The sequence below is a fragment of the Streptomyces sp. NPDC002845 genome, assembly GCF_053591955.1.
Map to the genome: position 1 here is coordinate 36687 of NZ_JBSFUU010000021.1, position 25718 is coordinate 62404.

Below are 25718 nucleotides of genomic sequence, written 5' to 3' on the forward strand. Positions count from 1 at the left end.
AGTTAAACATGGAGAAATCCGCAACCGGCGATGCCGCTGCTGCGATGGAAACCGCAACGGAGGAAGTCCTTTATTCCGCTGAAGTGCGCCACGAAAAAGGAAAGTGCACGCTCACTATCAGCGACCACCTGCACGGCAGCGTGGAGGTCTACGTGGTGCCCAAGACGGCCGTAAAGAAACTCCCGTTTTATCTTGCGATGCTCAGGAGCAAACTCTGCTGAACGGCCCTTGGGGGCCGTTCGGCGTTGGCACAAAAACCAAATAAGGCGCCCGGGTCATGCCTGCCGCTGCGCCACCAGAGACGGGGTCGGCGGGGAGCCGGCGAGCAGGGAGTGGGCCAGAACGCTGTACAGGGTGTCGTTGGGGCCGTCGGCGATACGGAGCCCCCGGATGTCCCTGAGGCGCTTCTCCATGGGGGTGCAACGGGTGTATCCCTCGCTGCCGTGCAGTTGGAGCCCGATGTCGACGGCGCGGTAGGACGTGTCCGTGGCGAGGGCTTTGGCGGCGGAGCAGGCCGCCACGTCGACGCCGTCTCCGTCCTGCTTCAGCCCCTCCAGCCCCTCCAGCCGCTCCAGGAGGGAGAAGCACCAGGCGGTGGCTGCTTCGACCTCGGCTGCCGCGGTGCCGAGCCGGGACACGACGGAGGGAACGTTCGCCAGCGACGTCCGGCCGACACTGCGTCGGCGGGCACGGGCCATCGTCTCCTCGATCGCGGCGGTCGCCGCCCCCAGGCAGACCAGCGCCATCATCAAACGCCAGTTGGAGAAGTGCATGTCGAAGATCCGGCGGCCGTCGCCGGGTGCCCCGAGCAGAAGATCCTTGCTGATACGTACGTTGTCGAAGTACAGGTGGCCCAGGCTCCAACCACGAAGGCCGAGGGGGGCGGTGGTTTCGGTCACGATGCCGGCGCTCGCCGTCGGCACCCAGAGCGCCGACAGCGGCACCTCGCGCAGCCACATGTCGTCGGTGTCCCGCACGGCAGCCTGCTCCGGCCCGATCACCTTGCAGAAGACGACGAATCCGGTGGCCTCTTCCACCCGGCTGACCAGGCCCTTCGTACCGGACAGCAGCAGATGGTCGCCATGGTCGACCGCCACGGTCCGCAGGCCGCGCACGTCCGACCCGGAGTGCGGTTCGCTCGACGCCACGCCCGCCAGCTCGCCGAAGTCCACCACGCGCTCGCGGACCGCCTGTGCGACGTCGGGCGTGCCGTACCGCAGGGCCATGGCGCCGTGACCCGAGCTGAAGATCTCCCGCGCGTCGCAGTCCCGTCGCCCGGCCAGGAACATCGCCAGCCCTTGGGCCGTGCGCCCGAGGCCCGGGGGAACGACCGCGACCGGGTCCCGGGCCCCCGCGAGGCCACGACCGTTACCCGGCTCGCCGGTGGCGCACGTGAGGTCGAACCCCGTCAGCCCGGCTTGGGCGGCGCGCTTGCGCAGATCGAGCCAGGGCGGCCGGGCCGCAGCCTCCGTGACCGGCTCGGGCAGGTGCATGTCGAGGAAGGCGGTGACTCGGGAAGTGAAGTCCTTGAGAGCGGGGTGGCGGGAGAGAACGGCGCAGGATTCTGAGAGAAACACGGCGGTGTCCTAGACGGCTTGAGGGATGAGCGGGTGCACCGGGGGCGGAGTCCGCGAGCGGCTCGCCGATCGTTCATGGCGCGGAAACCGACGAGGTGTTGTCCGGTGGCCCAGCGCCGTTGATCTTCAGCACGTCGTGCCGTTCACCAGAGCCGGAGAGCCGGGCACTGGGTGGTCCGTACGTCGATGACCTCACCGTCCGCCGTCCATGGCCTCGGCAAGGCTGCGCGGCCGCATGTCGGTCCACACCTCGTCGACGTAGTGGAGGCACGCCTGCCGCGTGTCCTCCGGGTGGGCAACGGTCCAGCCGCCGGGTACATCGGCGAAGGCCGGCCACAGCGAGTGCTGGCCCTCGTCGTTGACGAGCACCAGGAAGCGGGCTTCATCGTCCTCGAACGGATTGGTCGCGTGCGTCATGTCAGCTCTCCTGGTTCTCATCACCGGGGCCCCGGTGAGCGGGGCGTTGGCAGAGGTGAGCGGGGAGGATCGGACGGACGGGATGAGCGCGTCCGGCGGGGTAGCGGGGCTCGCCGCGCCCGCTCCTGGAACAGCACGGGCACTGTGACGGCGTGGGGGTTCGGTCGCCCGCGGATCACCCGTGTCGAGTGACCGGTTGGCGCTCGGAGGGCTGGGCTCGGACACCCATCATGGCAGGTCAGCGGCTGTTCTCGGGGGGCTGCGATCCGCTGCCACCCGAACGAATGACAAACGGCTCGCAGGCCGGCGGGGACACGAAGTCCGCGTCGAGCGACAAGGAACACGCGGCGATCCATGGGGTGTGATCCATGGGGTGTTCAGTCGTCCTGTCGCATCCCCGCCGACCCCGGCGTCAGGCGAGTGCCGGTCTGCCGGCCTGCAACTCCCACAGGGTGGTGTAGGTACCGCCGCGTGTCACCAGCTCCTCGTGCGTACCTTGTTCGGCGACCAGTCCGCCGGGGCCCATGACGTAGATCTGGTCGGCGTTCTGGACGGTGGACAGCCGGTGGGCGATGACGACCATCGTGCGGTCCGTCCCGAACACCTGGAGGGCCTGCTGAATGATGGCCTCGGTCCCGTTGTCGACGGCGGAGGTGGCCTCATCGAGGATGATGACCGGTGGATCGCGCAGGATGGTACGGGCCAGCGCGATGCGCTGTTTCTGCCCGCCGGACAGTGCGGCGCCGCGTTCACCGACCCGAGTCGCGTAGCCGTCGGGCAGGGTGTCGACGAAAGCGTCCGCCCCGGCGGTGCGGGCAGCGGCGACAAGCTGATCCTCCGTGGCGTGGAAAGCGCCGTAGCGGATGTTCTCGGCGATCGTCGCGTCGAACAGGAACGGCTCCTGGGTGACGTATCCGATCGCGCGGCGCAGGTCGGGCAGGGCGAGGGTGCTTACGTCGGTGCCGTCGAGCAGCACCTTCCCCCGGTCGGGATGGTGGAAGCGCATGAGCAGTTTGGCGATGGTGGTCTTGCCCGCGCCGCTGGCGCCGACGATGCCGGTGGTCCGACCGGGCGCAATGACCAGGGAAGTGTCGCGGAGTGCCGGTGACCGACCGGCGTAGGCGAAGGTCACCTTGCGCAGTTCGATCTCCCCCTTCACCTGTTGGACGGGTACCCGGCGGCCTTCCGCGACGGGTTCGACGGGGAGGGCGTGCAGACGCTCCACCCGGTCCAGGGCGGTGACGGTGCGCTGGTACTGGTCGGTGGTGCTGCCCAGTCGGGACAGCCGCAGCATGGCGATGCCCGGCATTTCGATCAGCGGGCCGAAGGCCGCGGTCGACAGGGTGCCCCGCAGCACGGCCCGGCCGCCCAGCAGCACCGTGCCGACCAGGGCCGAACCACCGGCCAGTCGCAGGATCTGCGGCGGAATCGCCGCGCTGCGTCCGGTGGCGCGGTTGGCCTCGCTGCACTTGCGGTTCAGCTCGGCGATCCGTGCGATCTCGTGCTCTTCGCTGACCGCGGACTTGATGGTGGTGTGGGCATGGAGGTTCTCGGTCACCCGGCTGTTCAGCCGTGCCCGTTGCTCGTCGGAGGTGGCGTGGCCGGCGACCGCGCGCTCGTGGAAGCGGAAGGACAGCCAGGCGACGAGCGGAATCGGCGCGAAGGCGATCCAGGCGATCTGCGGAGCGAGCAGCAGGAACGCCGGGACGAGCAGCGCGAGGCTCGTGCCCATCTGGACGATGTCGTGCATGCTCGAACCGACGAAGGCGCCGATCTGGCTGATGTCCTCGGACATGACCGTGTTGACCCGGCTGACGCGCTCGTTCTCCAGGTCGGCCGGCGCCACCCGCTGGACGTGTTCGTAGGTGCGAGTGCGCCAGTCGTCCTCGATGTCCTGCGCCAGTTGGCGCCAGACGACACTGGCGCCGTAGCCGGAGGCGGCCATGGCGAGGCAGGCCATCCCGGCGGCACCGACGAGAAGCGACAACTGGGCGGTGACGCCGGCTACGCCGAGCCCGGCCAGGGTGGCGCTCCCGCCTCTGGCGAGCAGCAGCACGATCGACGGGCTCAAGGCGAACAGCGCCATCTCGCCCAGCTGCGAGAGTCCGGACAGCAACGCTGCCAGGCCGAACTTCCGCTTGTGCGGGCCGATGATGCGCCGCAGGGCATGGCGCCGCGGGGCGGCTTCGTCCGATGGCCCCTGTGCGCGCTCCGATGTGCGCCACGCTCTCCGGACGACGGCTGCCGTCGCCGCGGCTGCCAGTCCGAGAGTGAGCAGAGGGCGGCTGAGTAGCTTCAGGAGGAACGGCCCGCCGGCAACGGCCGCCGCTACGGCACCTCCGGCCGCGAGCACCTTCGGCAGCCGGCGTCCGGCGCCCGCTCTGTCCCTGCGGTGCCCCGTTCTGCGGGTGCCGTGGGGACGGGTGCCCGGTTGACGCGCTCGCGGCCTGTCGGCCTCACCGGGCTGTGTGGCGCGTCCGCGCCCCAGCATCTTCGCGGCGGCCGCACGCAAGGTCGCCCATGCCCGGTCGACTGCCCGGCGCAGCAACTGGGCGACCTCTCGCGGGCTGATGGTGCGGTCGTGGCGCAGCAGCACCCGGCCGGTGACCGGGCTGGCGTGCACCTCCTCGATGCCCGAGACGTCCAGGAGTGCCGTCTCGGTGAGCCGCGCCAAGGCGGGTCTGCCGCGGACATGGTCCACTTCCCAGCGTTGGCGGCCGTGCACGATCGAACGCGGTCGCATCCTCGCTCTCGTACGGGTACGGCATGTCGTCGGGGTGTCAACGGGTGGGCTTCCACGCAAGGCCATCGCCACCATCACTGGTTCTCGGCGGTCGTGCCGCCAACGGCATACTTCGCTGCTGGTTCGACGAGCCTCCCGGTATTCGCGGGGGCACGGCAGGGACTTGCGCGCGGCCGAGCCGATGCCGCGACCGGCTCCCGAAGCTCACCTCACCGTTCAATGAAGCCCCAGTAGCGGGAGATCGCGGCCTCATCGATCTCGGGGATCTCGACCCCGAGTCTCCGCAGCCGATCGACGGTCCTGTCGTTCTCGAACTCCAGGGTCGGTTGCCGTACGGCTGGTGCATGCCTGGCCTGCTCCTCGAAGTACGCCTGGTACGGCAGGATCGGCAGGTCCTGTCCTCGTTCGCTCGCGCGGCGCAGGCGTCGCAGCCATGCGGTGAGCGGGATCTCTTCGGAGCGCGTCCCGTGCATCCGGTCGTAACCGGCCATGAAGGCACGTGGTCCGGTGCTGCGCGGGTGGTGAAGGTGGTGGACGAGGCCGGTTCTGTCACCGCTGCGCAGCAGTTCGACGAGGGCGCCGGCGAGAACGTCGACGGGGAGGAGGGCTTCCTGCAGTTCGGGCTCCGCCGGATAGCAGCCGAGCGCCGCGCAGCTGGTGAGCAGCCGGGAGAACATGTCGTCGGGATTGACGGCACCGGTCGAGGTGTGGGCCCAGATGCGGCCGAGCCGGTGGATGCCACCGCTCGCTCCCCGCTCGAAGGCGCGCTCCACGAGCCGGTCGGCCACCCACTTGCTCGCCGCGTACCCCTTCCCGAACGGGTGCCGTTCACCGTCGGTCGGTGAATCCTCCGTGACCGGCCGGGAGTCCTGGCCGGGTCGGAACACCGCGAGGGTCGAGAGGTGGTGGAACACTTTCGGCCGTCCTTCGCCCGCCAGGTGCAGCAGCGTTCGGGTGCCCTCCACGTTGGCCGGCTTCAGCCGCGTGTACGGCGAGAGGTGATGTACGTACGCGCCGCTGTGGACGATCGTGTCGATCGTCTCGCGCAGCCGTGCCCAGTCGGCCGAGCCGACGCCGAGACCAACGGCGGTCAGGTCCCCGCGGACGACGCTCATCCGCGGATCGTCCGGCGTTGCCATGATGCCGTGGACCCGCATGGCATCGGCCAGCCGCTCACGTGCCTGGGTGTCGGTCCGCGCACGGACGAGGCAGTGCACCCGGGCCGTTGTCCTGTGCAGCAGCTCGGACAGCAGGAAGGCTCCGACGAACCCCGTGGCCCCGGTCAGCAGAATCTCGCGCGGGCCACCGTCCGGTGGCGTGGCGGAGGTGAAGCGGAGGGCGGGGCTCAGCTTCGCTTCCGAGTCCGGGACGTACGACGACACGGCGTGCGGGTCGTCCGCGCTCAGGCGCCGGGCCAGTCCCGCCGGGGTCGGTGCCTCAAGGAGCGCCGACAGGCTGAAGGGGACGGCCAGGGTCTCGCCGATCCGGCTTGCCAGCCGGGTGGCGAGCAGGGAGTGACCGCCCAGGACGAAGAAGTCGTCGTCGATGCCGACCGCGGGCACGTCCAGCGCCTCGGCGAACAGGTCGCACAGCGCCCGCTCCTGTGGGGTGCGCGGGGAACGGCCGCGTGCGGCTGTCGTGGCGAAGTCCGGCGCGGGCAGGGCGGCGCGGTCGAGCTTTCCGTTCGGAGTCAGCGGCAGGGCGTCCAGCGCCACGAACGCGGACGGCACCATGTGGGCGGGAACGCGCTCTCGGAGGAAGGAGCGCAGGTCGGCCGGGTCGACCTCGGTCCCGGCGGCAGGCACCGCGTAGGCGGCCAGGCGGGTGTCTCCGCCTCGGTCGTCGCGGGCGATCACGGCGGCGTGGGCGATCCGGGGGTGGGCGGAGAGGACGGCTTCGACCTCGCCGGGTTCGACGCGGTGGCCACGGACCTTGACCTGGTCGTCCGCCCGTCCGGCGAAGACGAGTTGTCCGTCGGTACGCCGGCGGGCGAGGTCGCCGGTGCGGTACATCCTCGTCCCCGGCGGGCCGTACGGGTCGGCCACGAATCGCTGGGCCGTCAGGCCCGGCCGACGCAGGTAGCCGCGTGCCAGGCCGGCCCCGGCCACGTACAGTTCGCCGGTCACGCCGGGCGGCACCGGCCGCAACGCGGCATCCAGTACGTAGGCACGGGTGCCGGGGACCGGCTGTCCGAGGACCGGGGTCGCGGCGGTTTCCAGCCGTGCCTGAACCGAGTCCACGGTGCACTCGGTCGGCCCGTACATGTTGTGGGCCACCAGTCCGTCGACGGCCCGGAGTTCCTGCCACAGCCGGTCCGGGAGGTCCTCGCCACCGAGCACGGCCACGCTCGGCCGCCACCGCTCGTTCGTGAACAGGCCACGGTCGGACAGGACCCGCATGTACGAGGGCGTGACGTCGACCGTGTCGATCCGGTGCTGGATCAGCCACCCCACGAACCGGTCGGCGTCCACCCAGGTGGCGGCGTCGGGCACGTGCAGTTCGTGGCCGTCCGTCAGGGCCGCCAGCTGGCCCCACGAGGCGTCGAAGGACACCGAGGCGGTCAGGGCGACCCGCAGGCGCCGCCGGTCCCCGGTGCGCTCGGCCGCCGGTCCGAACACCTCGTTCCGGTACTGTGCGGCGATGTTGGCCACGCTCGCGTGGCGGACGACGACCCCCTTGGGTGTGCCGGTCGATCCCGAGGTGTAGATCACGTATGCCGGATGCTCGGGCGACAACCGCGTCACCGGGTCGGCATCCGGCAGCCCCTTCAGCTCCTCCACGGTCTCCGGTGCGTCCAGCAGCAGACGCGGAGTCCCCGTGGCGAGGTCGCCGGATACGGCGGTGGTCGTGTCCGTGAGCAGCAACAGGGGCCGTGCGTCCGCGCACATGGCCGCGATGCGCGGGGCCGGGTACTCCGGGTCCAGCGGCAGGTAGGCGGCTCCGGCCTTGAGCACGGCGAGCACCGCCACGACAAGCTCGCTCGAACGCGGCAGGGCGAGGGCGACGACATCCTCGACTCCTACGCCGCGAGCGGTGAGCGCGTGTGCGAGCCGGTTCGCCCGGGTGTTCAACTGGGCGTACGTCAGGGTGGTGTCGTCCGCCACTACGGCGACCGCGTCGGGGGTGGCGCACACCTGCGCGTGGAACAGCTCGGGGATCGTGGCTGCGGGCAGCTGCGCCGGCGTGGCCCGGTCGGTGTCCCCGCTGTCCCCGAGGAGGCGCCGTCGCTCGCCATCGGACAGTACGTCGATGCGGCTGATCGGACGGTCCGGGTCCCGGACGACCGCTTCCAGCAGGCGGACCCAACGTGCCGTCAGGTCCTGGACCGTGCCGTGGTCGAACAGCTCGGTGGCGTAGTCGACGGTCCCGGCCAGGCCGAGGCACTCGCCCTTCTCGGAGCGCTGTTCGTGGGCGCCGATGTCCAGGTCGAACTTGGCGGTCGCGGTCGACACCGGAACTCTGGACGTGCGCAGACCCGGAAGTGTGAACTCCGTAGCCTCGTCGGGGTCCAGGGAGAGCGCGACCTGGAACAGCGGGTGGCGGGCCGGTGACCGGGTCGGGTTCAGCGTCTCCACGAGCTGCTCGAAGGGCGTCTCCTGGTGGGCATAGGCTGCCAGTGCGGTCCCGCGGACCCGTTCCAGCAGCTCGGTGAAGGCGGGGTCGCCCGAGGTGTCGGTCCGCAGCACCAGCGTATTGACGAAGAACCCCACCAGGTCGTCCAGGGCCTGATCGGTGCGGCCGGCGATCACACTGCCGACCGGGACGTCGGTGCCCGCGCCCAACTTGGTCAGGAGCGCCGCCAGACCCGCGTGCAGCACCATGAAGAGGCTTGTTCCCGACCGGCGCGCCAGCTCTGTCAGAGCTGTGTGCAGCTCCGCGTCGATGCGCAGGGGGACTCGGCCACCGCGGTGGGACGCGACGGCGGGGCGCGGCCGGTCGTAGGGAAGCGCGAGTTCTTCGGGCAGGTCCGCCAACGCCGACTTCCAGTGGGCGAGTTGGCGGTTCAGAAGTCCATCGGGGTCGTGGGGGTCGCCCAGGAGCCGACGCTGCCACAAGGTGTAGTCGGTGTACCGCGCCGGCAGTGGCTCCCAGGTCGGCTCCCTGCCCTGGCGCCGGGCGGGGTAGGCGGTTGCCAGGTCGCGGGTCAGGGACGCCATGGACCAGCCGTCGGCGGCGATGTGGTGGACCACGATCAGCAGGACGTGCTCGGCGGGGCCCCGTACGAACAGCTCCGCGTGCAGTGGTGGCTCGATGGCCAGGTCGAACGCGTAACAGGCGGCTTCCCTCAGCCGCGACCGCAGCGACTCCTCGTCGGCCACCTCGGTGACGGGCAGCGACGGGCGCCCCGCGGACGGGTCGACGATCCGTGCGAGGGGCTCGCCGTCGACTTCCGGGAAGACCGTGCGCAGGATCTCGTGGCGGCCCACCACATCGCCCAGCGCCTTCTCCAGCGCCTCCCGGTCGAGCTCGCCGGTCAGATGCTGCGCCAGGGGAATGTTGTAGGCGGCGCTGGGGCCCTGCGCACGGTGCAGGAACCACAGCCGTTGCTGCGCGTACGACAACGGGGCGGGATCCGGTCGTTCCTGGACGGTCAGTGCCGGGCGTTCCCGGTCCGCGCCGTCCAGCCGGGCCGCCAGGCGGGCAACCGTGGGCGCTTCGAACAGCGCGCTCAGGTTCAGGTCCACGCCGAGGACGGCGCGGATCCGGGACGTCAGGCGGATCGCCAGCAGCGAGTGTCCGCCCGCTGCGAAGAAGTCCGTGTCCATGCCGGCCCTCGGCAGACCGAGCACCTCGGCGAACAGTTCGCACAGCAGCTGTTCCCGTGGGGTGTGCGGTGCCCGTACGACGGATGCGCCGGGCTCGACGTCCGGCTCCGGAAGGGCGTCCCGGTCCAGCTTTCCGTTCGGGGTCAGCGGCAGCTCGTCGAGCATCACGAACGCCGACGGCACCATGAAATCGGGCAGCCGCTCGTGCAGGCGCTCGCGCAGCGACTGCGGCCGTGTCCCGTCCTCATCGGCTACGACGTAGGCGATGAGCCGCATACCACCCTGCTGCCGGTTCGGGCGGACCAGCACCGCGGCCTGCGCCACACCGGGGCACGCCATCAGCGCGGCCTCGACCTCTCCCTGCTCGATGCGGAAACCGCGGATCTTGACCTGGCGGTCGGCGCGGGCGACGTACTCCAGCTCCCCGTCCGCCCGCCACCGCACCACGTCCCCCGTCCGGTACATCCGTGTCCCAGGAGGGCCGTACGGGTCGGCCACGAACCGCTCGGCCGTCAGCGCCGGTCGGCGCAGATAGCCGCGTGCCAGGGACACACCGGCGATGTACAGCTCCCCGGCGGTTCCCAAGGGAACCGGTTGCAGCGTTCCGTTCAGTACATGGACGCGGGTGCCGGAGTGCGGCTGCCCGATCGGCGGCGCCGTGTCCGAGGGCGCCAGCGGCTTGCTCGTGGTCACGATCGCGGTGGTTTCCGTCGGCCCGTAGACATTCATCAGGCGCCGATGCGGTGCCCACCGCGCCGCCAGCCCCGGCGGCCATGGCTCTCCGCCCACCGCCAGCGTCGACGCGGAGATGTCCGTATCCGGCAGCACGGCCAGCGCCGCCGGCGGCACGAACGCGTGAGTGATGCGACTGTCGGGGTCGGTGAGGACCGACAGCGGGTCGGTCTGAGGGGCGAGCACCAGTGTGGCCCCGGTCAGCAGGGTGACGCACAGCTCCCATGTAGCGGCATCGAAGCTGGGCGAGGCCATCTGCGGGAGCCTGCTGTCGGAGGTGATCCGCAGACGCTCCTGGTGGAACGTGACCAGAGAGGCGATGCCCGTGTGGGGCACCATCACCCCCTTGGGCCGCCCGGTCGAGCCCGAGGTGTAGATCACGTACGCCGGGTGCCGCGGATCCACGTCGATTCCGGGGTCGGTGTCCGGCTGTCCCTCCGACAGCTCGGCCACCGTCCGCGGATCGTCCAGCACCAGGGCCGGTCGGGCGTCGTCGAGCATGAACTCTCTCCGCGCCGCCGGATACGCCGGGTCCACCGGCACGTAGGCGGCCCCGGCCTTGAGCACGGCGAGGACAGCCACGACAAGCTCACTCGAACGCGGCAGGGCGAGGGCGACAACGTCCTCCACCCCGATACCCCGGGCCGCCAGTGCGTGCGCGAGCCTGTTCGCGCGGGCGTTCAGCTCCCCGTACGTCACGGTGGTGCCGTCGGCCACCACCGCGGCCGCGTCCGGCGTCCGGCGCACCTGCTCCTCGAACAGCCTCGGCACCGGAGCGGCGGGGACACCTGCCGCGGTGGCGTCCCCCATCCCGAGCAGGCACCGTCGCTCGTCGGCCGACAGCACGTCGAGCATGCCGACCGGGAGATCGGGATCGGCGTCCGCCATGTCGGCCATGTCTGCCAGGAAACGCAGCAGACGCCGCTGGGTGTCCGCGAGTTCCGCCTCGCCGTACGCCTCGGGCGGCGCGTGCAGTCTCATATGGGGACCGGAGCCGTCCCGGCGGTCCCACACCATGATCATCAGGTCGGCGCCCAACGGGAAGGAGAGATTGTGCGCGATGCACCGGTGGTCGGCGAAGGCGATGTTGTAGTCGAACCCGATGAGGTTGACCATCGGCGAGAACGCCGCGCGGGGGCCACGGGACAGGCCGAGGTCGCGGTGCAGGTCCTCCGCACGGTAGCGCTGGTGCTCCACCGCTTCGCGCATCCGGACGTCGACCTGGGCCAGCAAGTCCCGCAGCGGCAGGTCGGGCCGGACCGTCAGCCGTACGGGGACGCTGTTGGCCAGCATCCCCGGTGTCGCGCGGGATGCCTCGTCCACACGGCCGGCCACGGTCAGCCCGATCACCACGTCCCGCGCGCCCGTCAGACGATGCGTGTACAGCGCCACGGCGGCGAACACGAACCGGAATCGGGAGATGTCGACGCGCGAAGCCGCCGCCCGCAGCGCCTGCGGGCGCAGCAGCGGGCACAACTCGGTCGTCGGGACGCCCCCGGGTACCGGGCTCCCGGACGACGGCTCCCGCTGTGTGGAGGCAGGATCCGCCGACGCACCCCTTGAGCCGGGCGAAGACGCGGCGGTCCCCGTCCACCCTGCCAATTGCCGCATCCAGTACGCCCGGTCGGCGCTGCGGTCCTGAGACTCGTGATACTCCTGATCCGCCCGGACCAGTGTCGACAACCGACCGAAGGGGCTGGGCCCGGCCTTCCGCCCATCCGCCAGGGCCGTATACACCTCGGCAACCCGCCGTGCCACGAGGGCGTAGCCGAAAGCATCCACCGCCGCATGGTGGTACGTGTGGTACCACCAGAACCGGTCCGGCGCCAGCCGGAACAGGGCGTAGCTGAACAACGGGCCCGAGGCCAGGTCCATGGGCCGCGCCATGTCGGCGGAAACCCACGCGCGTGCGGCGGCCTCCGGGTCGGGTTCGTCGCCGACGTCGACGGACGAAAGGGCCCACGGCAGCTCACGCTCCAGAACCTGAACAGGCCCGTCCTCACCGGCCACCAGACGCACCCGCAACGCATCGGTCTCGGCCACGACTTGACGCAGCGCCGCCTCGAACACGGCCGGATCGACCGGCCCGCAGATCTCCAGGTACTCCCCCAGACGCAGTGCCTGACGTACATCCGGGGAGTGCTGCTCCGCGAGCCAGACCTCACGCTGCGCCGCGGTCACCGACAGGACTTCGACCGACGAATCCTCCGCACAGTCGGAGGTCTGCGCATGGCCACCACCATGCTGAACGGACGGCTGGCGATAGGACAACGAGGAACCTCCTGCCAGAGGGCCGGGAACCCCTGATCACGACCGGTGAGTACCGGCCTCCTGTACTCACGGAGGGGTGAAAGTGTCCGCAGACCACTCGGTGGCGAAGCAGCACCGCGTGCAGCCGGACGGGACGACATACCTGCGTGATCAGAGCCTTTGCCGTCACTCATCGTGCCAGCTACCAGGGCACACCCCTGGGCTCCAGGGGACTACGCCACTCGAAGGAATGACATGCCGCCTTGCGGGCAGGCCGCGGCAGGTGCTTGGTCCGGAGCGGTCGACGGGTAGCTGGACACACCGGCGGAACGGCGGTTCAGGAGCGCTTCGCGGCAGGCTCCAGGATCGCCACGCACTCCACGTGATGCGTCATCGGAAACATGTCGCCCTGGACGCAAGCGTTAAAACAGCAGGTCAGATAGGCTTTCGGATCCCGAATGAGGGCCAGCGGGCGCCCGGAGCGTCAAATGAGCGTCACGGCCGTACGTCGGTTCGGCACGGACAATCTGGCGTGGCATGGCTACCCGCAGTACGGCAGCACCTCCCCCGGTACGGAGCCTCACGCGGTGGAGTCGTGTCGGTGCGCCCACTGTGGACCCGCCGCGCGTCAGTCGGCGGGGGGCTCTGTCCCCTGCATGTCGTGATCGATTCCAGCATGCAGGGTGCGGCCGCCCGATGGGACCACCTCGACGAGGCGTTCCTCCTCCTCACGGGACAGATCCGCGAAGAGCCGAATGGACGTGTTCACGAGCTCCAGGAGCGGGACACTGCCCCGAGGCGGTTTCACCGAGGCGATCCGCGTGGAGAAGTTGTACCTCACCGGTACGCCACTGGACGGCAGGGCTTCGAGATTCTTGACCAGGGTTCCCGGTCCGAGGGATTCGCTGAGGTGGCGGAGCCGGTCCCCATGCAAAGCGCCCACCTCTCCTTCGTACGCCACCTTCCCGCCACCGTTGACCAGCGTGATGGCCTTGAGGCTCAGCCCTAGGAGCGGCAGACGATTGCCGACCTCGTCGAGGGCCGGCAGTTCGTACGCCGCTCGTGCCGCCGACGATGTCAGGTGGTCGACCTTCTGTGCGAGCGTGAGAACGAAGCCGGGCGCGTCGAAGCTCAGGACTCCCTCGCCCGTAGTCCAGTGCAGGGGGGCTGCGCCACGGCGAGCGGCGACGGAGGAGGGAGCTACGCCGCAAACCCGGGCGTTCCATGTGCTCAGCGCGGCGCGCATGAGGTGCTGGAGATTGTCGGTGGCGGTGATCCTGCCATGCCGCAGCAGATCGGTCAGAGTGATCTCACGGGCGATACGGCTCCAGAAGTTCCCATCAGGGATCTCCTGGCCTTCGAGGAGGTAATCGAGCGACGACTCGTCCAGTTGCTGCGGATATTTGGGAGCGCGTTCGAGTGCGGCTACCGGTGCACCACTAGCGCGCCATAAGGTACCCAAGAAGGCCGTCAGGCGGCGCGCGATCGGTGGGGACAGCGTGTCCGAGGCAAAGGCAAGCGCGTCCTCAGTCCCCTCACGCTCACCGCGGCGGGCTGCCTGCGCGCCGGTCGTCATGGCACGGGCCAGCCGGGACACGGAGCGCTCGTCAAGGAGGCCCTGGCCGCCTTCAATGACGGTGTTCGCGATCAGACGCCTCAACGCGGCGTCGGCCGACTCGCCAGCGGTCAGCTCCGCGAAAGCCGCCAGGTCCAAGACCAGGGTGTGGTGGTCGATCGCGAGCGAATCCAGGGTGCGGGCGTCGAAGGACGGGCGGAGAGAGCCGAGCGCCAGAACAATGGGCCGGTCCTGGCGAGCAAGGCGCCTGATGTCGAACCCGAGCTCGTCCGCGTCCGTCGTGCTGCGCAGGTAGACGTATCGGTCGCTGAGGTCGTCGTCGTGCGGCCATCGCATGACCAGGTCCGGCATGTGGGTGTGGTTGTAGTATCCGGTGCGCCTGGTCCGGATCTGCGGATTGATCTGCCGAAGGTGCTGTTCGAGGAGTCGTTTGATTTCGGCGAACGAGCGGTACGGGTCGTCCGCCTCGAGTGCCTCGGCGATCGACGATGCGACGGCGTTCACCACTCCCCCTTTAGGGTCAGCTCGTGCGCCAGGATGGCCCGCCACTCGGTGAGGGGCAGCAAACCCTCCTGCTTCTCTGACAGGACGATGCGCCACACGCGCTCGGACACGCTCTGGACCGCGTTCGCGTCGATCCTCTTCCTGGCCTCGTCCTCGGAGACGTCACCGAAGATGCGTTGCCGGTGTTGGACGACAGCGGACTCGATCCTTTGCGGCTCGTGTAGTTGCGACCAACTGTTCACATTGAAGGGGGCCCAGGTGATCCACATGTAGTGATCGCCGAAGAGGTACTTCTCCTGGTGCGCGACGTAGCACTTGGCGAGGAACTCGACGAAGTGAGTGCCCTGGTCCGCCGGCCCCTGATAGTGCTTGACCTCCGCGCAGAACTGGTCGCCATGGTACGGGGCGCCCCGCATCGACCCGCCCAGGTCGAAGGAGAAGGTCTGTCCGCCCTCCGGCCAGCCGAGTGTCAGTTTCCTCGCCCAGGCGTCCGAGTCCGTGTTCGCAAAGGCCCCACAGATCCGCATCGTGCCCTCGAGGTAGAGCTTGGCTCTCTTCGCTCCCGAGATTCCCTTTAAGTGGGCGTCCTCTCCTACCACGGTGAGAGTCTAAGCGCCGTGGAGGGGCGGCGGCTGATGGCCGTACTAGCGAGCGGTCCCTGATTCAGAGCAGGGGAGTGCTGTGCAGACAACCTGGCGGTGCCGCGAAGGAGCGGAGCGGACCACAGGATCCAGGCAGGCAGGGCGACAGCCTCTGCTCAGGCGGCAATTGACCGCACCAGAGCGCCGCACGTGTGTTGTGCTCCTTCTCCCTGAGTCGTCAGGCGACAATCACACAGACGAGAAGGAGGGAGAGCCCGTACAGGGCTATAGCGAGGTGCAGCCCTACCCACAGGCGGTGAAGCCGAATGCGGTGCAGCCGGGGAAACTCGCGGTAGTGCGCCGCGCGTGCCCGGGCGAGCCCTTCATCGGACCCCAGCACGCCCCGGACCGCCAGGTCTCGGGTCAACGCCCTTGCCTGGGTGAGGTGGTAGGAGGCCCGCTCGTAGTACTTGGCCACCGCCACAGCCCCGTAGACTCCAGTCGTCGCGACGAAGAGACACAAAGGCATGACGTTCAGCGTGAACTTCTGCTGGACGATCAGACCGCTCAGGGCTGCCGTGACGATGAGCAGGAGGTTCGTCAATGTGGAGCGCTGGGTCTCACACTGCCGCAGTTGCTCGCGGTGCTCCTTCCAGTAGGCGCGTATCGCCTCTTCCGACGTCTCGGCCATCAAACCCCCATTTGAATGCCGGCACCAGCCACCCGGTTCGCCTCACAGCAGAACCCTCAGCAGTGGAGACACCGTAGCGTGAGGATCTTCATCAGCAGTGCCCGCAAGGGTCTGGAGGAGGAGCGTGACGCCCTTGACGGGCTGGTCCGCGCTCTCGGGCACACCCCGGTCCGGTTCGAGGACTTCTCAGCTCAGACCACGCCGAGCCGGGAAGCCTGCCTCAAAGCTCTGTCGACCGCCGACGCGTGCCTCTTCCTCCTAGGCCCGAACTACGGCCACGTGTTCCCCGAGACGGGGCAGTCAGCAACCCATGACGAGTGGGTGGCAGCCCAGCAAGCAGGTATGCCCCGCCTCGTCTATCGCAAGCTGGACGTGACCTTCGAGCCCAGCCAGCACGAGTTCGTACGCGTAGTGGAGGCGTACGCCACCGGCGTATTCCGCGACAGCTTCCGCACGGCCGCGGACCTGCTCCCTAAGGTCGCCGGGAAGATCCGGGAGCTGGAGTCGGGCCCGTCCCCCCTGGCCTTCGCCAAGCTGGCCCAGCCACCCGCCCTGCACTGGACTCTCGAGGAGGGTACAGGCGGCCTGCAGACCGCCGGCGTGACCACCCTTCTGGAACTGCACGTCCTACCACTGAACTCTGCTGGCTACTCGGCTAGGGAACTGGAGGCGCTCGGCCACTCGCTGCCGGGCCGTGTGCGCCTCACCGGTATGGTCGAGGACGATGTCCCCCTCAGCTCTTCCCGATCGCAGGACCATATGGCCGTCTCCGTCCCGGCCAGCCGCCCCCGTTCGTGGGACACGCCCCGTCCGGGCCAGCTCGTAGAGGTCCGCCTGTACAAGACGGGCCAGCTCTCCACCCGGGCCCTGCTCCCCCAGGACAGTATGGGGCCGATCCTCGATCCCAATGCCCTGCCCAAGCAGATCGCCGAACTGCTCAAGTTCACCGGCTCGTTGAACATCATCAGGCAGGACCGCATCGTGGTGGCTGCTGGCGTGTCGGAGCCCGCTATGACCAGCATCGATACCTTCGACCCACGTCAGTCACGGCGCAAAGCCAGTCTGGCTGGCTTCGGCAGGTCATTCGCCCTGCGTACCGAACCCGACGAGTCCGTCACCCTGGCGGCCCTGCAGGCCGGAGCCGAGGAAGTCGCCGAACATCTCGCGCGGGCACTGATCGCGCACCACCCCTCCGCTGCCTGAGGCCGTTTCGACAGCAAGCGGGCACGGCCGCCGCCTGCTCTCGTTTGACGCTTGACAAGGTCCGAACCGGCTTGGCGATCGACGCCCTCTTCTGCCAGCGACTGAAGCGGACGGTCGACCTACTGAGCACACCACCCTGACCGGACCGTCCAGACGAGTTCCACCGCGTGAATCATGTACCGGACGGAAGGGTGCAGGTTGAACGCCAGTGTCACTTCGTATCTCCGGGGCCGCACGGGCCAATCGCGCCCCAGCCTCGACACCGGTGCTCGAGTCGAAGGCGCGGACCGGCCTCCGTACCCGTCGCGCCTCTGTTGGCAGGGCATGATCAGACGCGATAGCCTGCCGGGCTGCCTTGTTGCGGAAGGCGGCAGAAGGGAGGGGAGCCCCATGCCGAATCACAGGTCCGACATCGCCGAGGTTCGTGCCGCGATGCGTGCCGTCGGCTACACGATTCTGCAGGTCGAGCCGCGGCTTGAAAACTTGTCGAACCTTCGGCCGGATGTACTGGCGTGGGCGTCGAATGCCGACGGGGAACTCGTGCCGTGGGCGGTTGTCGAGTACAAGAACAAGAAGCTCCGGCAGCCCGAGCTCGTCCTTCCCTCCCTGGCGGGCAGCCGGGACCTGCTGGGTACGCTCGAGCACTACGCGGTGATCAATGGGCAGTGGTTCAAGGCCGACCGTGGTGTCCGTTCCTTGCAGCCGGTCGACGGCCCGACTCCGCCCGAGCACGGCTCCCAAGGCTTGGTCACCGACCGGTCGCTGGCTACCTCCCTCCTGGTGCAACGTCTGTGGTTCGAGGCGGACCGTCTCCGCAACTCCGGGGTCTCAGCCGACCGGTACTTTCCTTCCGGGGACGTCCTGACGTCTTCCCGAAATGGGAGGCCGGGTATCGAACTGCCCGACGGTGGGTTCGTGCCGGTTCGGGCAGACGTACTCTGGCGCGCGAAGCGGGACGCGTTGACCGAGTTCGCCTCTCGTGGCAGACACCGAGAGTTCAGCTCACCCCGAGTGGTTGCCTCCGCCGTTTCGGCGCTGGTTGAGAAGCATCTGGCTGGCACCGTCTTGGATCCGTTCTGCGGAACCGGATCGTTCCTCTGGACGGCCTTGGACCGTGCTGCGGAGCGAGGCGTCGCGGCGGAGTTCATCGGCTACGAGTTCGACGCACAGCTCGCCGAACTCGCGGCAGGGATCGGTCGGGACGCGCCGAGGCACGTGGTGATCGAGAAGGGCGACTCCTTCCAGAGGGACCTCGCGGATGCCGACGTCGTTGTCACGGCGCCGCCTGTCGGTCTCTCCCTGGCCGACCGCCACCCTCTCCTGGACGGATCGACCACGTCCGACGGCAATGTCGCAGCGCTGGACAAGTGTGTGCGGGCGCTGAAGCCCGGAGGACGCGCTGTCCTGCATATCGCTCACTCGTTCACCTTCGCGGACCGGTACGCGGCGTACAGGATGTTCCTGGCCGAGAACTTCCACGTAGCCGCTCTTATCGGGCTTCCGGCAGGAGCGATCACAGGCACCGGTGTCCGTTCCGTTCTCGTCGTCATCGACCGCACTGAGCCCGCGGAGACGCTGGTCGCCCATCTCGGTGAGGACTGGGAGACGCAACTCGGCCCGGAAGGTCCCGGGCTGAATGCCGTCCTGGAGTTCGTCGACGCAGAAGACGACCGGCCACGTACCGCAGGACGGTCATGAGCAGCTTCTTGACAGTTGATCTGCGGGGCGAGGCCGACTGGGATCCAGGACGCCTGGTTGGTTCCACCTTCGCTTGGCCGACAGCGGCGCCGATGGTCCCATTGCGTGAACTCGTTACCAGTGTCCGGGCGGGGAGTGTCGCGACCGCTGGTTCCCCAGTCATCACGCCCGCCGGCCTGGTGGCGCGGACCGGGGCGATTCGGCGGCGGAGCACCAAGTACCAAGGCAAGGCATTCACCGTCGGAACGCGCGGCCTTCGGCGTGGTGATGTCCTGGTGCCGCCCTCGCCGTCCGGGCCGGCCGTTCTTGTCGACGACCGGCTGAACGGTGCGCTCCTCTCATCCCGGTTCACAGCCCTCCGGCCTCTCGATCCGGTGTTTTCCCGGTGGATCTGGGCCGTGTTGAACTCGCGGGCGGGACAGGCTCGTCGGGCGTCGCTGGCCACAGGTACCACTATGGCGTCCGTGAAGACGCCGGATCTGCTGGAGATGGGCGTGCCCCTGCCGCCCCTTGTGGAGGTCCAGCGGCTCGACAGAGTGCTGGCTTCGATCGAGGCGGGAACGCATCGCGAGGAGGAGCCGTCGGAGTCGACGTGGTGGGTCACGGCTGACCTTCGGCTCCGGGACGACTGGGGGATCATGCTCGCCACTCCTCGTCCCGAGCTCCTGGAGGACGGCGAACCGCTCGGTTCCTTCGTACGGGAGATGAAGCCGTCCCGCTCAACCCGCGGCTTCGAGGTGCCGACGGAACTGCCGGGCACGCTTCCGGTCGTGGACGTGAGTGTCCTGGGGGGCCGTCCGACCCGGCGATGGGCCGCGCCGCAGTCCACCACCGTCACCCTCATCGCCCCGGGCGACCTCCTGATCGCCCGCGTGGGCGAGTACTCGTACGCCACCGTCGCGCAACGCCCGGCCGTCGCGAATCCGGGCGTCTTCGTCCTCCGGCTGCATGACCAGTCACAAGGACCTGCGCTCGCGCACTTCCTGAACGGGCGCGAGGGGCAGACCAGGAGGCGCATGTTCTTGCGGGGCGTGACGGTTCCGTCCTTGCGGAGGACGGACATCGAGAGATTCCCGATCCCAGCAGAAGCCCTCGAGTTCGAAGGAGACGTCGAGCCGGACGTGGGGTTGGCGGACCAATTGGAGCAGGTCTTGTGGACCGCATGAGCTGCACGCTTTCGCCCCTCGTCTTCGCCGAGTTGTACCGGTTGCTTGCCGCGGACAAGCAGCGGTACGACGACCTCGAGGAGCGGCTGAGCGAGATTGGGTACGCCCCCGCGTGGCTGAGTACCGCTGCCGACGCCTACGACGAGTACTGGGCGATGCAGCTGGAACTGGCCGGTGCGGAAGGCGTCGGGAACGTCTCGGTCGGGAGTGTCGAGCATGCCCTCCTGGCTACCTGGGTACTGGCCGGCCTTCGCAACACAGGCGACGACAACACGCTGAGTTCGGCTCTCAGGGCGAACGTCCATAGGCGTGCGGTCAGCGAGGTCCCCGATCTAAAGATGCCTCTGCCATCGGTCCTCAACCCGGTCATATACGGGTGGACTCTCGGTAAAGTCGTCAGCCTGAGTTCTACTGACGTACCAGTCGACCCCGTCGCTCCGGCAAGCCTGCCTGACGACGAAAACCTCGTCGCGGCGTACCTCGGGCTCGTCAACCACGTCCTCGCGCTGGAGGGCATGGCCGAGCCGTGGCCCGAGATGATGCAGACGTCCACTTACTGGCGCGGTTACGGGATCGCAGAGGCACTGAAACCGGGGGCCGGGGATGGCGGCCGAGCGCTCCTGGAACTGCTTGCGGAATCGCGGCCGTTGCTCTCACAGCCAGTCTTCTCCCAGCTCAACAACCACTTCACCCGCTTCGGGGGTCGCCGGAACGCCCTGTCACACGTCGCGGACGATGCGCGTCGTCCAGAACGGTTCGTGGAAGTCGTCGAGGACACGCACGGCTGGGAGCACCTGCGGGTGACCCTCCGTGGCCTCACGCAGTTCGTCTGCCAGGAGGTCTCTCGCCTGTTGTACGAGGAAGACCCACCACCGGCTCTTCGGAACGATCCGTGGAGGTACCTCGTGCGGGAGATGCCTACGGAGTGGTGGGCTTAGAGGCGTGCTACGAGAGTACGGAAACTGAGCGCCCACGGCGTCAGAGAGCTGGGCAGTCCGAAGGGCGAGGTCGGCTGGGACAGGCTGTCCGCGAGGCTCGCAACCGTCGCCCGTCAAAGACTGCTCAACAGCACCACCTCCGATTCAAGGGCTGGGCGCCGACATGCCAGTTCTCGAGCCGTCGCCGGGCTGCACACATGGCTCTTGGCGAATGTGATCGCCTCGGGCGCCACGTCTCGGAACGCCACGGCTGGCTGGCCTATCTATCCTCCTCGAGTTGGTACACCCGGCTGTGCGCCCCTCTGATTCCCGTGACCGTCACGCTGCTGCTCGGACGGCAAGTCAGTTGTTGGAGCGGCTGGGGGATGATGCGTACGGAGACGGGGGCGGTTCCGGCCTCCAGCCCCGAGACGATGACGAGGAAGAAATCGTCGCTCTCCGCTGCTCGCTGGAACTCGGCGGGCGTCAGCATCACCGTGTCCGGCTCGGCGTCCTTATATGCCTTGAGTTCGTAGAATCGCGACAGTGCGTCCACCGCGTCGGCGCCGAGGCCGCGTTGGGCCCGTAGGTCACGCAGCCAGTCGTCGTCGGTGGCGAGTGCCTTGCGTACCACGTCCAGAGCCACCTTTTCCTGCTCCGTACCCGTGTAGGGGCGCGGTGGCGTGTGCTGTTGGGGGATCGCCGATCCGGCGCGGGGCTGCGGCAGGCCGGACGTACCCGAGGTGTACTCGCTCGGCCGTGCGCTGGGCGCGCCCGCAGCCGAGGGCTTCGGTGGCGTGATGATGCCGCTCGGATCGACGAGCCGGAGCCTGCCGGGGTCGACGAGCCTCCGCGGTGGGGCGGCGGGGGGCACAGGCGGGGCTGACGGCCCGGCGGGCGGTGGTGTGCTGGGGGCAGGCGGCAGGATCACTGCCGTCCGTGGGGTACCAGCCACGGTGCCGACCTGCGCTTTGGTCGCGGTACGGCGTTGGTTTACTTCGTTTCCGAGTTCCCGAAGCCGTCGTTCGCGTTCGGCCTCCGCCGCTTCCCGGTCGCGCCGCACCTGGTCGTCGGCAAGGCTCAGTTGTACGGCCGTACGGCCCTTCTCGGCTTGGTCACACGCTGCTCCCCAGGCGAGGGCCACCTCGCGGCGGCTGCCCGGAAACCGGGCGGCGATCGACCGGCCCACCCCGGATGTGCGTGTCAGAGTGGCAGTGTCACGGACGTACAACGTGCCCGAGGACCAGTCGATCCCGGCGTCCACGGGCATGTGCACCGTCTCGCCTGTGTCTGGAAGATCGAGGCAGCAGGCCAGGTGAGGGGCGATGCGTACGGTCAGGTCAGCCAGCTGGTCCCACGAGCAGTCCAGGGACTGGGCAACGCTCGCGGCGTTGCGCTGCAGATCCTCACGGAGGTGGGTGATGGCTGACCGGACCAGCGCTGTGGCGTCCGGGTCCGCCGGGGCCGGGCCGGGGCTGTACACGGTGACATGCTCTGCGGCGAGCTCGCTCATGCGCAGGGCTCCGATCAACGGCCGGAACTGCTCCAGTTCGGCTCCCGGGCACCACACCGCACATTCCCGGCCCAGCGCCTCGGCTACCACCGGGTCCTCGACGGCGTACACGGGCCGCTTGCTTCGCCAGCCCTGGCTCGTCCAAAGAGGGAGGCGTCCCAAGCGCTTGGCCGTCAACGCGCCGGGATGGGTACGGCCCAGAGCGGCGAGCATCTTCAGGGTCTCCAGGACGATGGACTGGGTCGTCCCGTCCGGCTCGTCCCGACCCTGCTTCCGGTCCCGCTGTGCCAGCTCCTTGATCACGGCCGTGGCGTCGTCCACATTCGGCAGGCGCACTGCCAGCCGCTGCCAGAACTCCTCGCTGCCTGGAAACGTGGGAGCGAACGCACGGAGCGGACCGAAGAGCGGCGCTCCGCGCAGGCACTGGCTCGGCCGGCGCCAGCCGGAGTCCGTGAGGACGAGGCCGCTCCCCTCGCCGAATGCCCGGAGGACAGAGCCCAGGGACATCTCCCCCGAGGCTCCCGCGCCACGGACGAAGGCGCGCTCGGCCAGGGCTTGGTAGAGGATCAGTGCCGCGGGCACATCCCTGTCGCCGCCCTCTTCCTCCCGTCGGCGCAGGCGCTGCAGACATTCCACGAGGTCCTCGGTGCGGGCCTCTGCAGAAATGCCCAGGGCGCGCAGCACATCACTGCGTCTGCCGACCAGTTGCTGGATCTCGGGATGGAGGAATCGCTCGTCGTCCGCCCCGTACACCGCGACCGTGCCGGTGGTCCGCATGCGGAGTCGAACCGGGGCAGACGGCGCACCGTTACCGTCGTCCAGCCATGGTGTGTCGCGCAACTGCCAGAGCCAGAAGGCTGCGGTCCTGCCCCGGTTCTGCCATGCGTAGTAGTCGTAGACGGCATCCACCTCGTCGTGGTCGGAAAAGCGGCTCCATGCCCGCCCGAGGACGTGGAACAGCGCTGCCGCCCTGCGCCTGCGGATCTGCGGGTTCTGCTCCGCCGCTATGCCAGAGGCGACGGCGCGTAGGTCGGGGCTTTCGTAGTCGTCGAGTGTGAAGGTCGCTTCCAGAACGCGCAGGGCATCAGTGCGTGCTCGAGGTCCCGAAATGACTTCCGCCGGCAGCCCCTTCGGGCTCTGCGTGAAGCGTTCCCGCGCCCCCGGGTGCCTGCGCAACCTGGGCGCGGTCTCCGCGCCCAGGAGCCTCAGGAACTTACGGGCGCCCATCCCGGCGCCGCCGCGCTGCAGGACCTCGGTGTACCGGGGCCGTAGCCACACCAGCCCTGCCGTGCGACCGGCGGCGAAGGCGAAGCTCTCCTCGCGTTCCGAACTGTCCAGTCGGGCGGGTAGGTACGCCCTGGCGGGAGCGACGTCGATGTCTTCACGTTTTCCGGCCCGGTCGTAGCGATGCCCCTGCAGCCGGATTGCGTGGCCCACGTCGCGCCCCAAGGTCTCACGTTCGTGGTCCGGCACGCGTGCGAAGCCGTCGCGTAGTTCGATGAGCTGGTCATCTGTGAGCCGCAGTACATTCGGGCCGCCGCTCCCCGCCGCGCCGATGGCCGCGAGGCGCCGGATCACGGCCACCGCGTCCGCGTCGGTCAGCAGCGCCTCCCGCTTACGGAGCCATGTCCTCACCGACCGTGCCTCGTCGGTGTCGGCGAGGAATGCCGGATGGATTTCCCGGGAGAATCCGAGACTGGCGCCGAGGCCCCGCGGGGCGTCGGTGTACACCGCTGGTTCCGCGGGCCGGGGCACACGGTGGCGGCCCCCTGAGCTGTCCACGAGCCAGCGGCTCGACAGCAAGGAGGAGTAGATATTCGAGGCAAGTCCCGCCGCGGCGAGGCGGATGTTCGCCTGCGGCGACCGGGTTTCGTCGTCGAGGAGGCGTAGCGCGTCGTAGAGGTCCACCGTCACGGGAACCGCGCTGTCGTGGTTCTCCCAGTCCGCCAGCACCTCGCGCCATCGGCCGCCCTCGTCCCGCGCCACCTTGGGCAGCACGGCGGTCCGCTCGGCGACGCGGGAGATCTCTTCTTCGGTGACCACGCCCACCAGCGTCTCGTCCTCCACCGCGAGATCATCCAGGCCGAGCGGCCCGTGCCCCGGGACGTCCAGAACGAGACCGTGGGACACGCCCGCCCTGGCACGGTCGAGGAGTAGTCGCTCCAGCGCGGCGACCGGGTCGCGGGAGTCGCGCATGTCGTCGGGGAGCGGCACGGCACGCCAGGCCCGTGCCGGATCCCGCCGGAACTGCCACAGGGCGGCGGCCGTCCACAGGTCGCCCACCAGTTCATTCAGTGCGCGGTTCCACGGGGTGTCGTCGAGCGCCTGACGGCTGGCGATGGGATCGAACTGGGCGCTGATACAGAGGGACAGAGCGGTGTCCGCGACCGGAAGACCGGCGTAGATCCGCCCGGCGTCATCGGGTCCGAGAGGAAGAGCCACAGCGATTGCGGTGGTGGACCCCACCGCCTTGTGAGACCGGGTGATCCCGGAGGGGCTGGGAACGGTCGTACGGCAGACCAGCCACCGGGACCCGTCGCCGGCGCGTGCCTCGCCGGTCTCCACGTCGGCGCTCTGCCCGCCCACCACGGCCTCGAACGGCTCGCCGATCTCACGGTCGAGCGCCAGCCGGTGCCGGACACGGCCTTGCTCGTCCAGGTGCGTGACACTGCCGACACTGCCGAGGAAGAGCAGCGCGCTGTCCCCCCACTCGGCAAGCCACGCGTCCACCTCGTCCGCGCCGAGCACGCCCGGCTCCAGCGGAACCCGTAGAACCGTCCAAGTGTCGCTGGCGAACCAGTCGGGCGCCGGGAACGGCTCGGCCACGGAAATGTCCGGATCCCCGACACGGAACCGGTAATGCCCGCAGTGAACCTCCAGATGCGGGGAGAGGGACTGGAGGGTCATCAGGCCAATCCCGAACCTGCCGGTGGAATCCGCCTGCTCTGCCTTGCTTGTCAGCCAGGGCATCGCCAGGGCCAGAACGTCCGGCAACCGTACGGGGCTGCCGTTGTGGGCGAGGAGGAGTTCCCGTCCCCTCGTCAGAATGCGTACGTCCGTGGCGCCGAGGTCCTCGGCGTTCTGCACGATCTCCGAGAGTCCCTGGAGACGGTCGCTCGACAGATTGCCTGCGTGATCTCGGGTACGTCTCAGCGCGTGCCGTACTTGACCGTCCAGTCCGGCGAACCGGCTACCGAGTCGCTCGACCGCCGCCTCAGTCGCCGCCTCACCCTCCGGCTCCGGTACGACGGCTCCTTCTGGGATGCCCTCCATGGAGAAGAGCGCATCGGCGGACGCAATTCCCCGCTCCTCCGCGGCCGTTCGACGCACCGCTTCCCCCGTGCTCATCCCTGCCCCCGCTTACCTCGGCGCTCCCCCACGACA

At 69.1% G+C, this 25718-nt stretch carries 13 protein-coding genes; 5 read left to right on the plus strand and 8 right to left on the minus strand.

Going from position 1 to position 25718, the window contains the following annotated elements; genetic code table 11:
- The first annotated feature begins 8 nt into the window (after window positions 1–8).
- Window positions 9–221, plus strand: a complete 213-nt coding sequence (locus ACWD3C_RS17340) for a hypothetical protein (RefSeq protein ID WP_451144713.1) — start codon at window positions 9–11, stop codon at window positions 219–221.
- Between the two features lie 54 nt (window positions 222–275).
- Here the strand turns inward: ACWD3C_RS17340 and ACWD3C_RS17345 are convergent, their stop codons facing one another.
- The 7 genes from ACWD3C_RS17345 to ACWD3C_RS17375 all read right to left on the minus strand — a co-directional run bounded on the left by ACWD3C_RS17345 (window position 276) and on the right by ACWD3C_RS17375 (window position 15837).
- Window positions 276–1577 carry an acyl-CoA dehydrogenase family protein gene (locus tag ACWD3C_RS17345; RefSeq protein WP_451144715.1) on the minus strand — a complete coding sequence of 434 codons (1302 nt, stop codon included), beginning with the start codon at window positions 1575–1577 and terminating at the stop codon, window positions 276–278.
- A gap of 192 nt (window positions 1578–1769) precedes the next feature.
- The gene (locus tag ACWD3C_RS17350) at window positions 1770–1994 is read right to left on the minus strand and encodes an MbtH family protein (protein ID WP_451144717.1); all 225 of its coding nucleotides are present in this window, start codon (window positions 1992–1994) and stop codon (window positions 1770–1772) included.
- A 412-nt stretch (window positions 1995–2406) separates the two neighbouring features.
- Window positions 2407–4737 carry an ABC transporter ATP-binding protein gene (locus ACWD3C_RS17355; protein WP_451144719.1) on the minus strand — a complete coding sequence of 777 codons (2331 nt, stop codon included), beginning with the start codon at window positions 4735–4737 and terminating at the stop codon, window positions 2407–2409.
- 209 nt (window positions 4738–4946) lie between these two features.
- Entirely contained in the window at window positions 4947–12506 is a 7560-nt protein-coding gene (locus ACWD3C_RS17360; RefSeq protein WP_451144721.1) for an amino acid adenylation domain-containing protein, read from the minus strand.
- A 607-nt stretch (window positions 12507–13113) separates the two neighbouring features.
- Window positions 13114–14568 (minus strand): hypothetical protein, encoded by a 1455-nt coding sequence (locus ACWD3C_RS17365; protein ID WP_451144723.1) that lies wholly within the window; start codon window positions 14566–14568, stop codon window positions 13114–13116.
- Window positions 14562–15164, minus strand: a complete 603-nt coding sequence (locus ACWD3C_RS17370) for a hypothetical protein (RefSeq protein ID WP_210525267.1) — start codon at window positions 15162–15164, stop codon at window positions 14562–14564. The genes ACWD3C_RS17365 and ACWD3C_RS17370 overlap by 7 nt, the downstream gene beginning before the upstream one ends.
- Before the next feature lie 220 nt (window positions 15165–15384).
- Window positions 15385–15837, minus strand: coding sequence for a hypothetical protein (locus tag ACWD3C_RS17375; RefSeq protein ID WP_210525266.1), 453 nt, complete (start codon window positions 15835–15837; stop codon window positions 15385–15387).
- A gap of 78 nt (window positions 15838–15915) precedes the next feature.
- On the opposite strand from ACWD3C_RS17375, the gene ACWD3C_RS17380 reads away from it, so the two are divergent.
- From ACWD3C_RS17380 to ACWD3C_RS17395, 4 genes are all read left to right on the plus strand, one after another.
- Window positions 15916–17040 carry a DUF4062 domain-containing protein gene (locus tag ACWD3C_RS17380; protein WP_451144725.1) on the plus strand — a complete coding sequence of 375 codons (1125 nt, stop codon included), beginning with the start codon at window positions 15916–15918 and terminating at the stop codon, window positions 17038–17040.
- Window positions 17041–17430: 390 nt separating this feature from the next.
- Window positions 17431–18738 carry an HsdM family class I SAM-dependent methyltransferase gene (locus ACWD3C_RS17385; RefSeq protein WP_210525264.1) on the plus strand — a complete coding sequence of 436 codons (1308 nt, stop codon included), beginning with the start codon at window positions 17431–17433 and terminating at the stop codon, window positions 18736–18738.
- A 464-nt stretch (window positions 18739–19202) separates the two neighbouring features.
- Window positions 19203–19904: a restriction endonuclease subunit S domain-containing protein gene (locus ACWD3C_RS17390; protein ID WP_319073028.1), complete on the plus strand. Its 702-nt coding sequence runs from the start codon at window positions 19203–19205 to the stop codon at window positions 19902–19904.
- Window positions 19892–20842, plus strand: a complete 951-nt coding sequence (locus tag ACWD3C_RS17395; RefSeq protein ID WP_210525262.1) for a hypothetical protein — start codon at window positions 19892–19894, stop codon at window positions 20840–20842. Before ACWD3C_RS17390 ends, ACWD3C_RS17395 begins: the two co-directional genes overlap by 13 nt.
- 259 nt (window positions 20843–21101) lie before the next feature.
- Here the strand turns inward: ACWD3C_RS17395 and ACWD3C_RS17400 are convergent, their stop codons facing one another.
- The gene (locus ACWD3C_RS17400; protein ID WP_319073027.1) at window positions 21102–25607 is read right to left on the minus strand and encodes a sacsin N-terminal ATP-binding-like domain-containing protein; all 4506 of its coding nucleotides are present in this window, start codon (window positions 25605–25607) and stop codon (window positions 21102–21104) included.
- Window positions 25608–25718 lie beyond the last annotated feature (111 nt).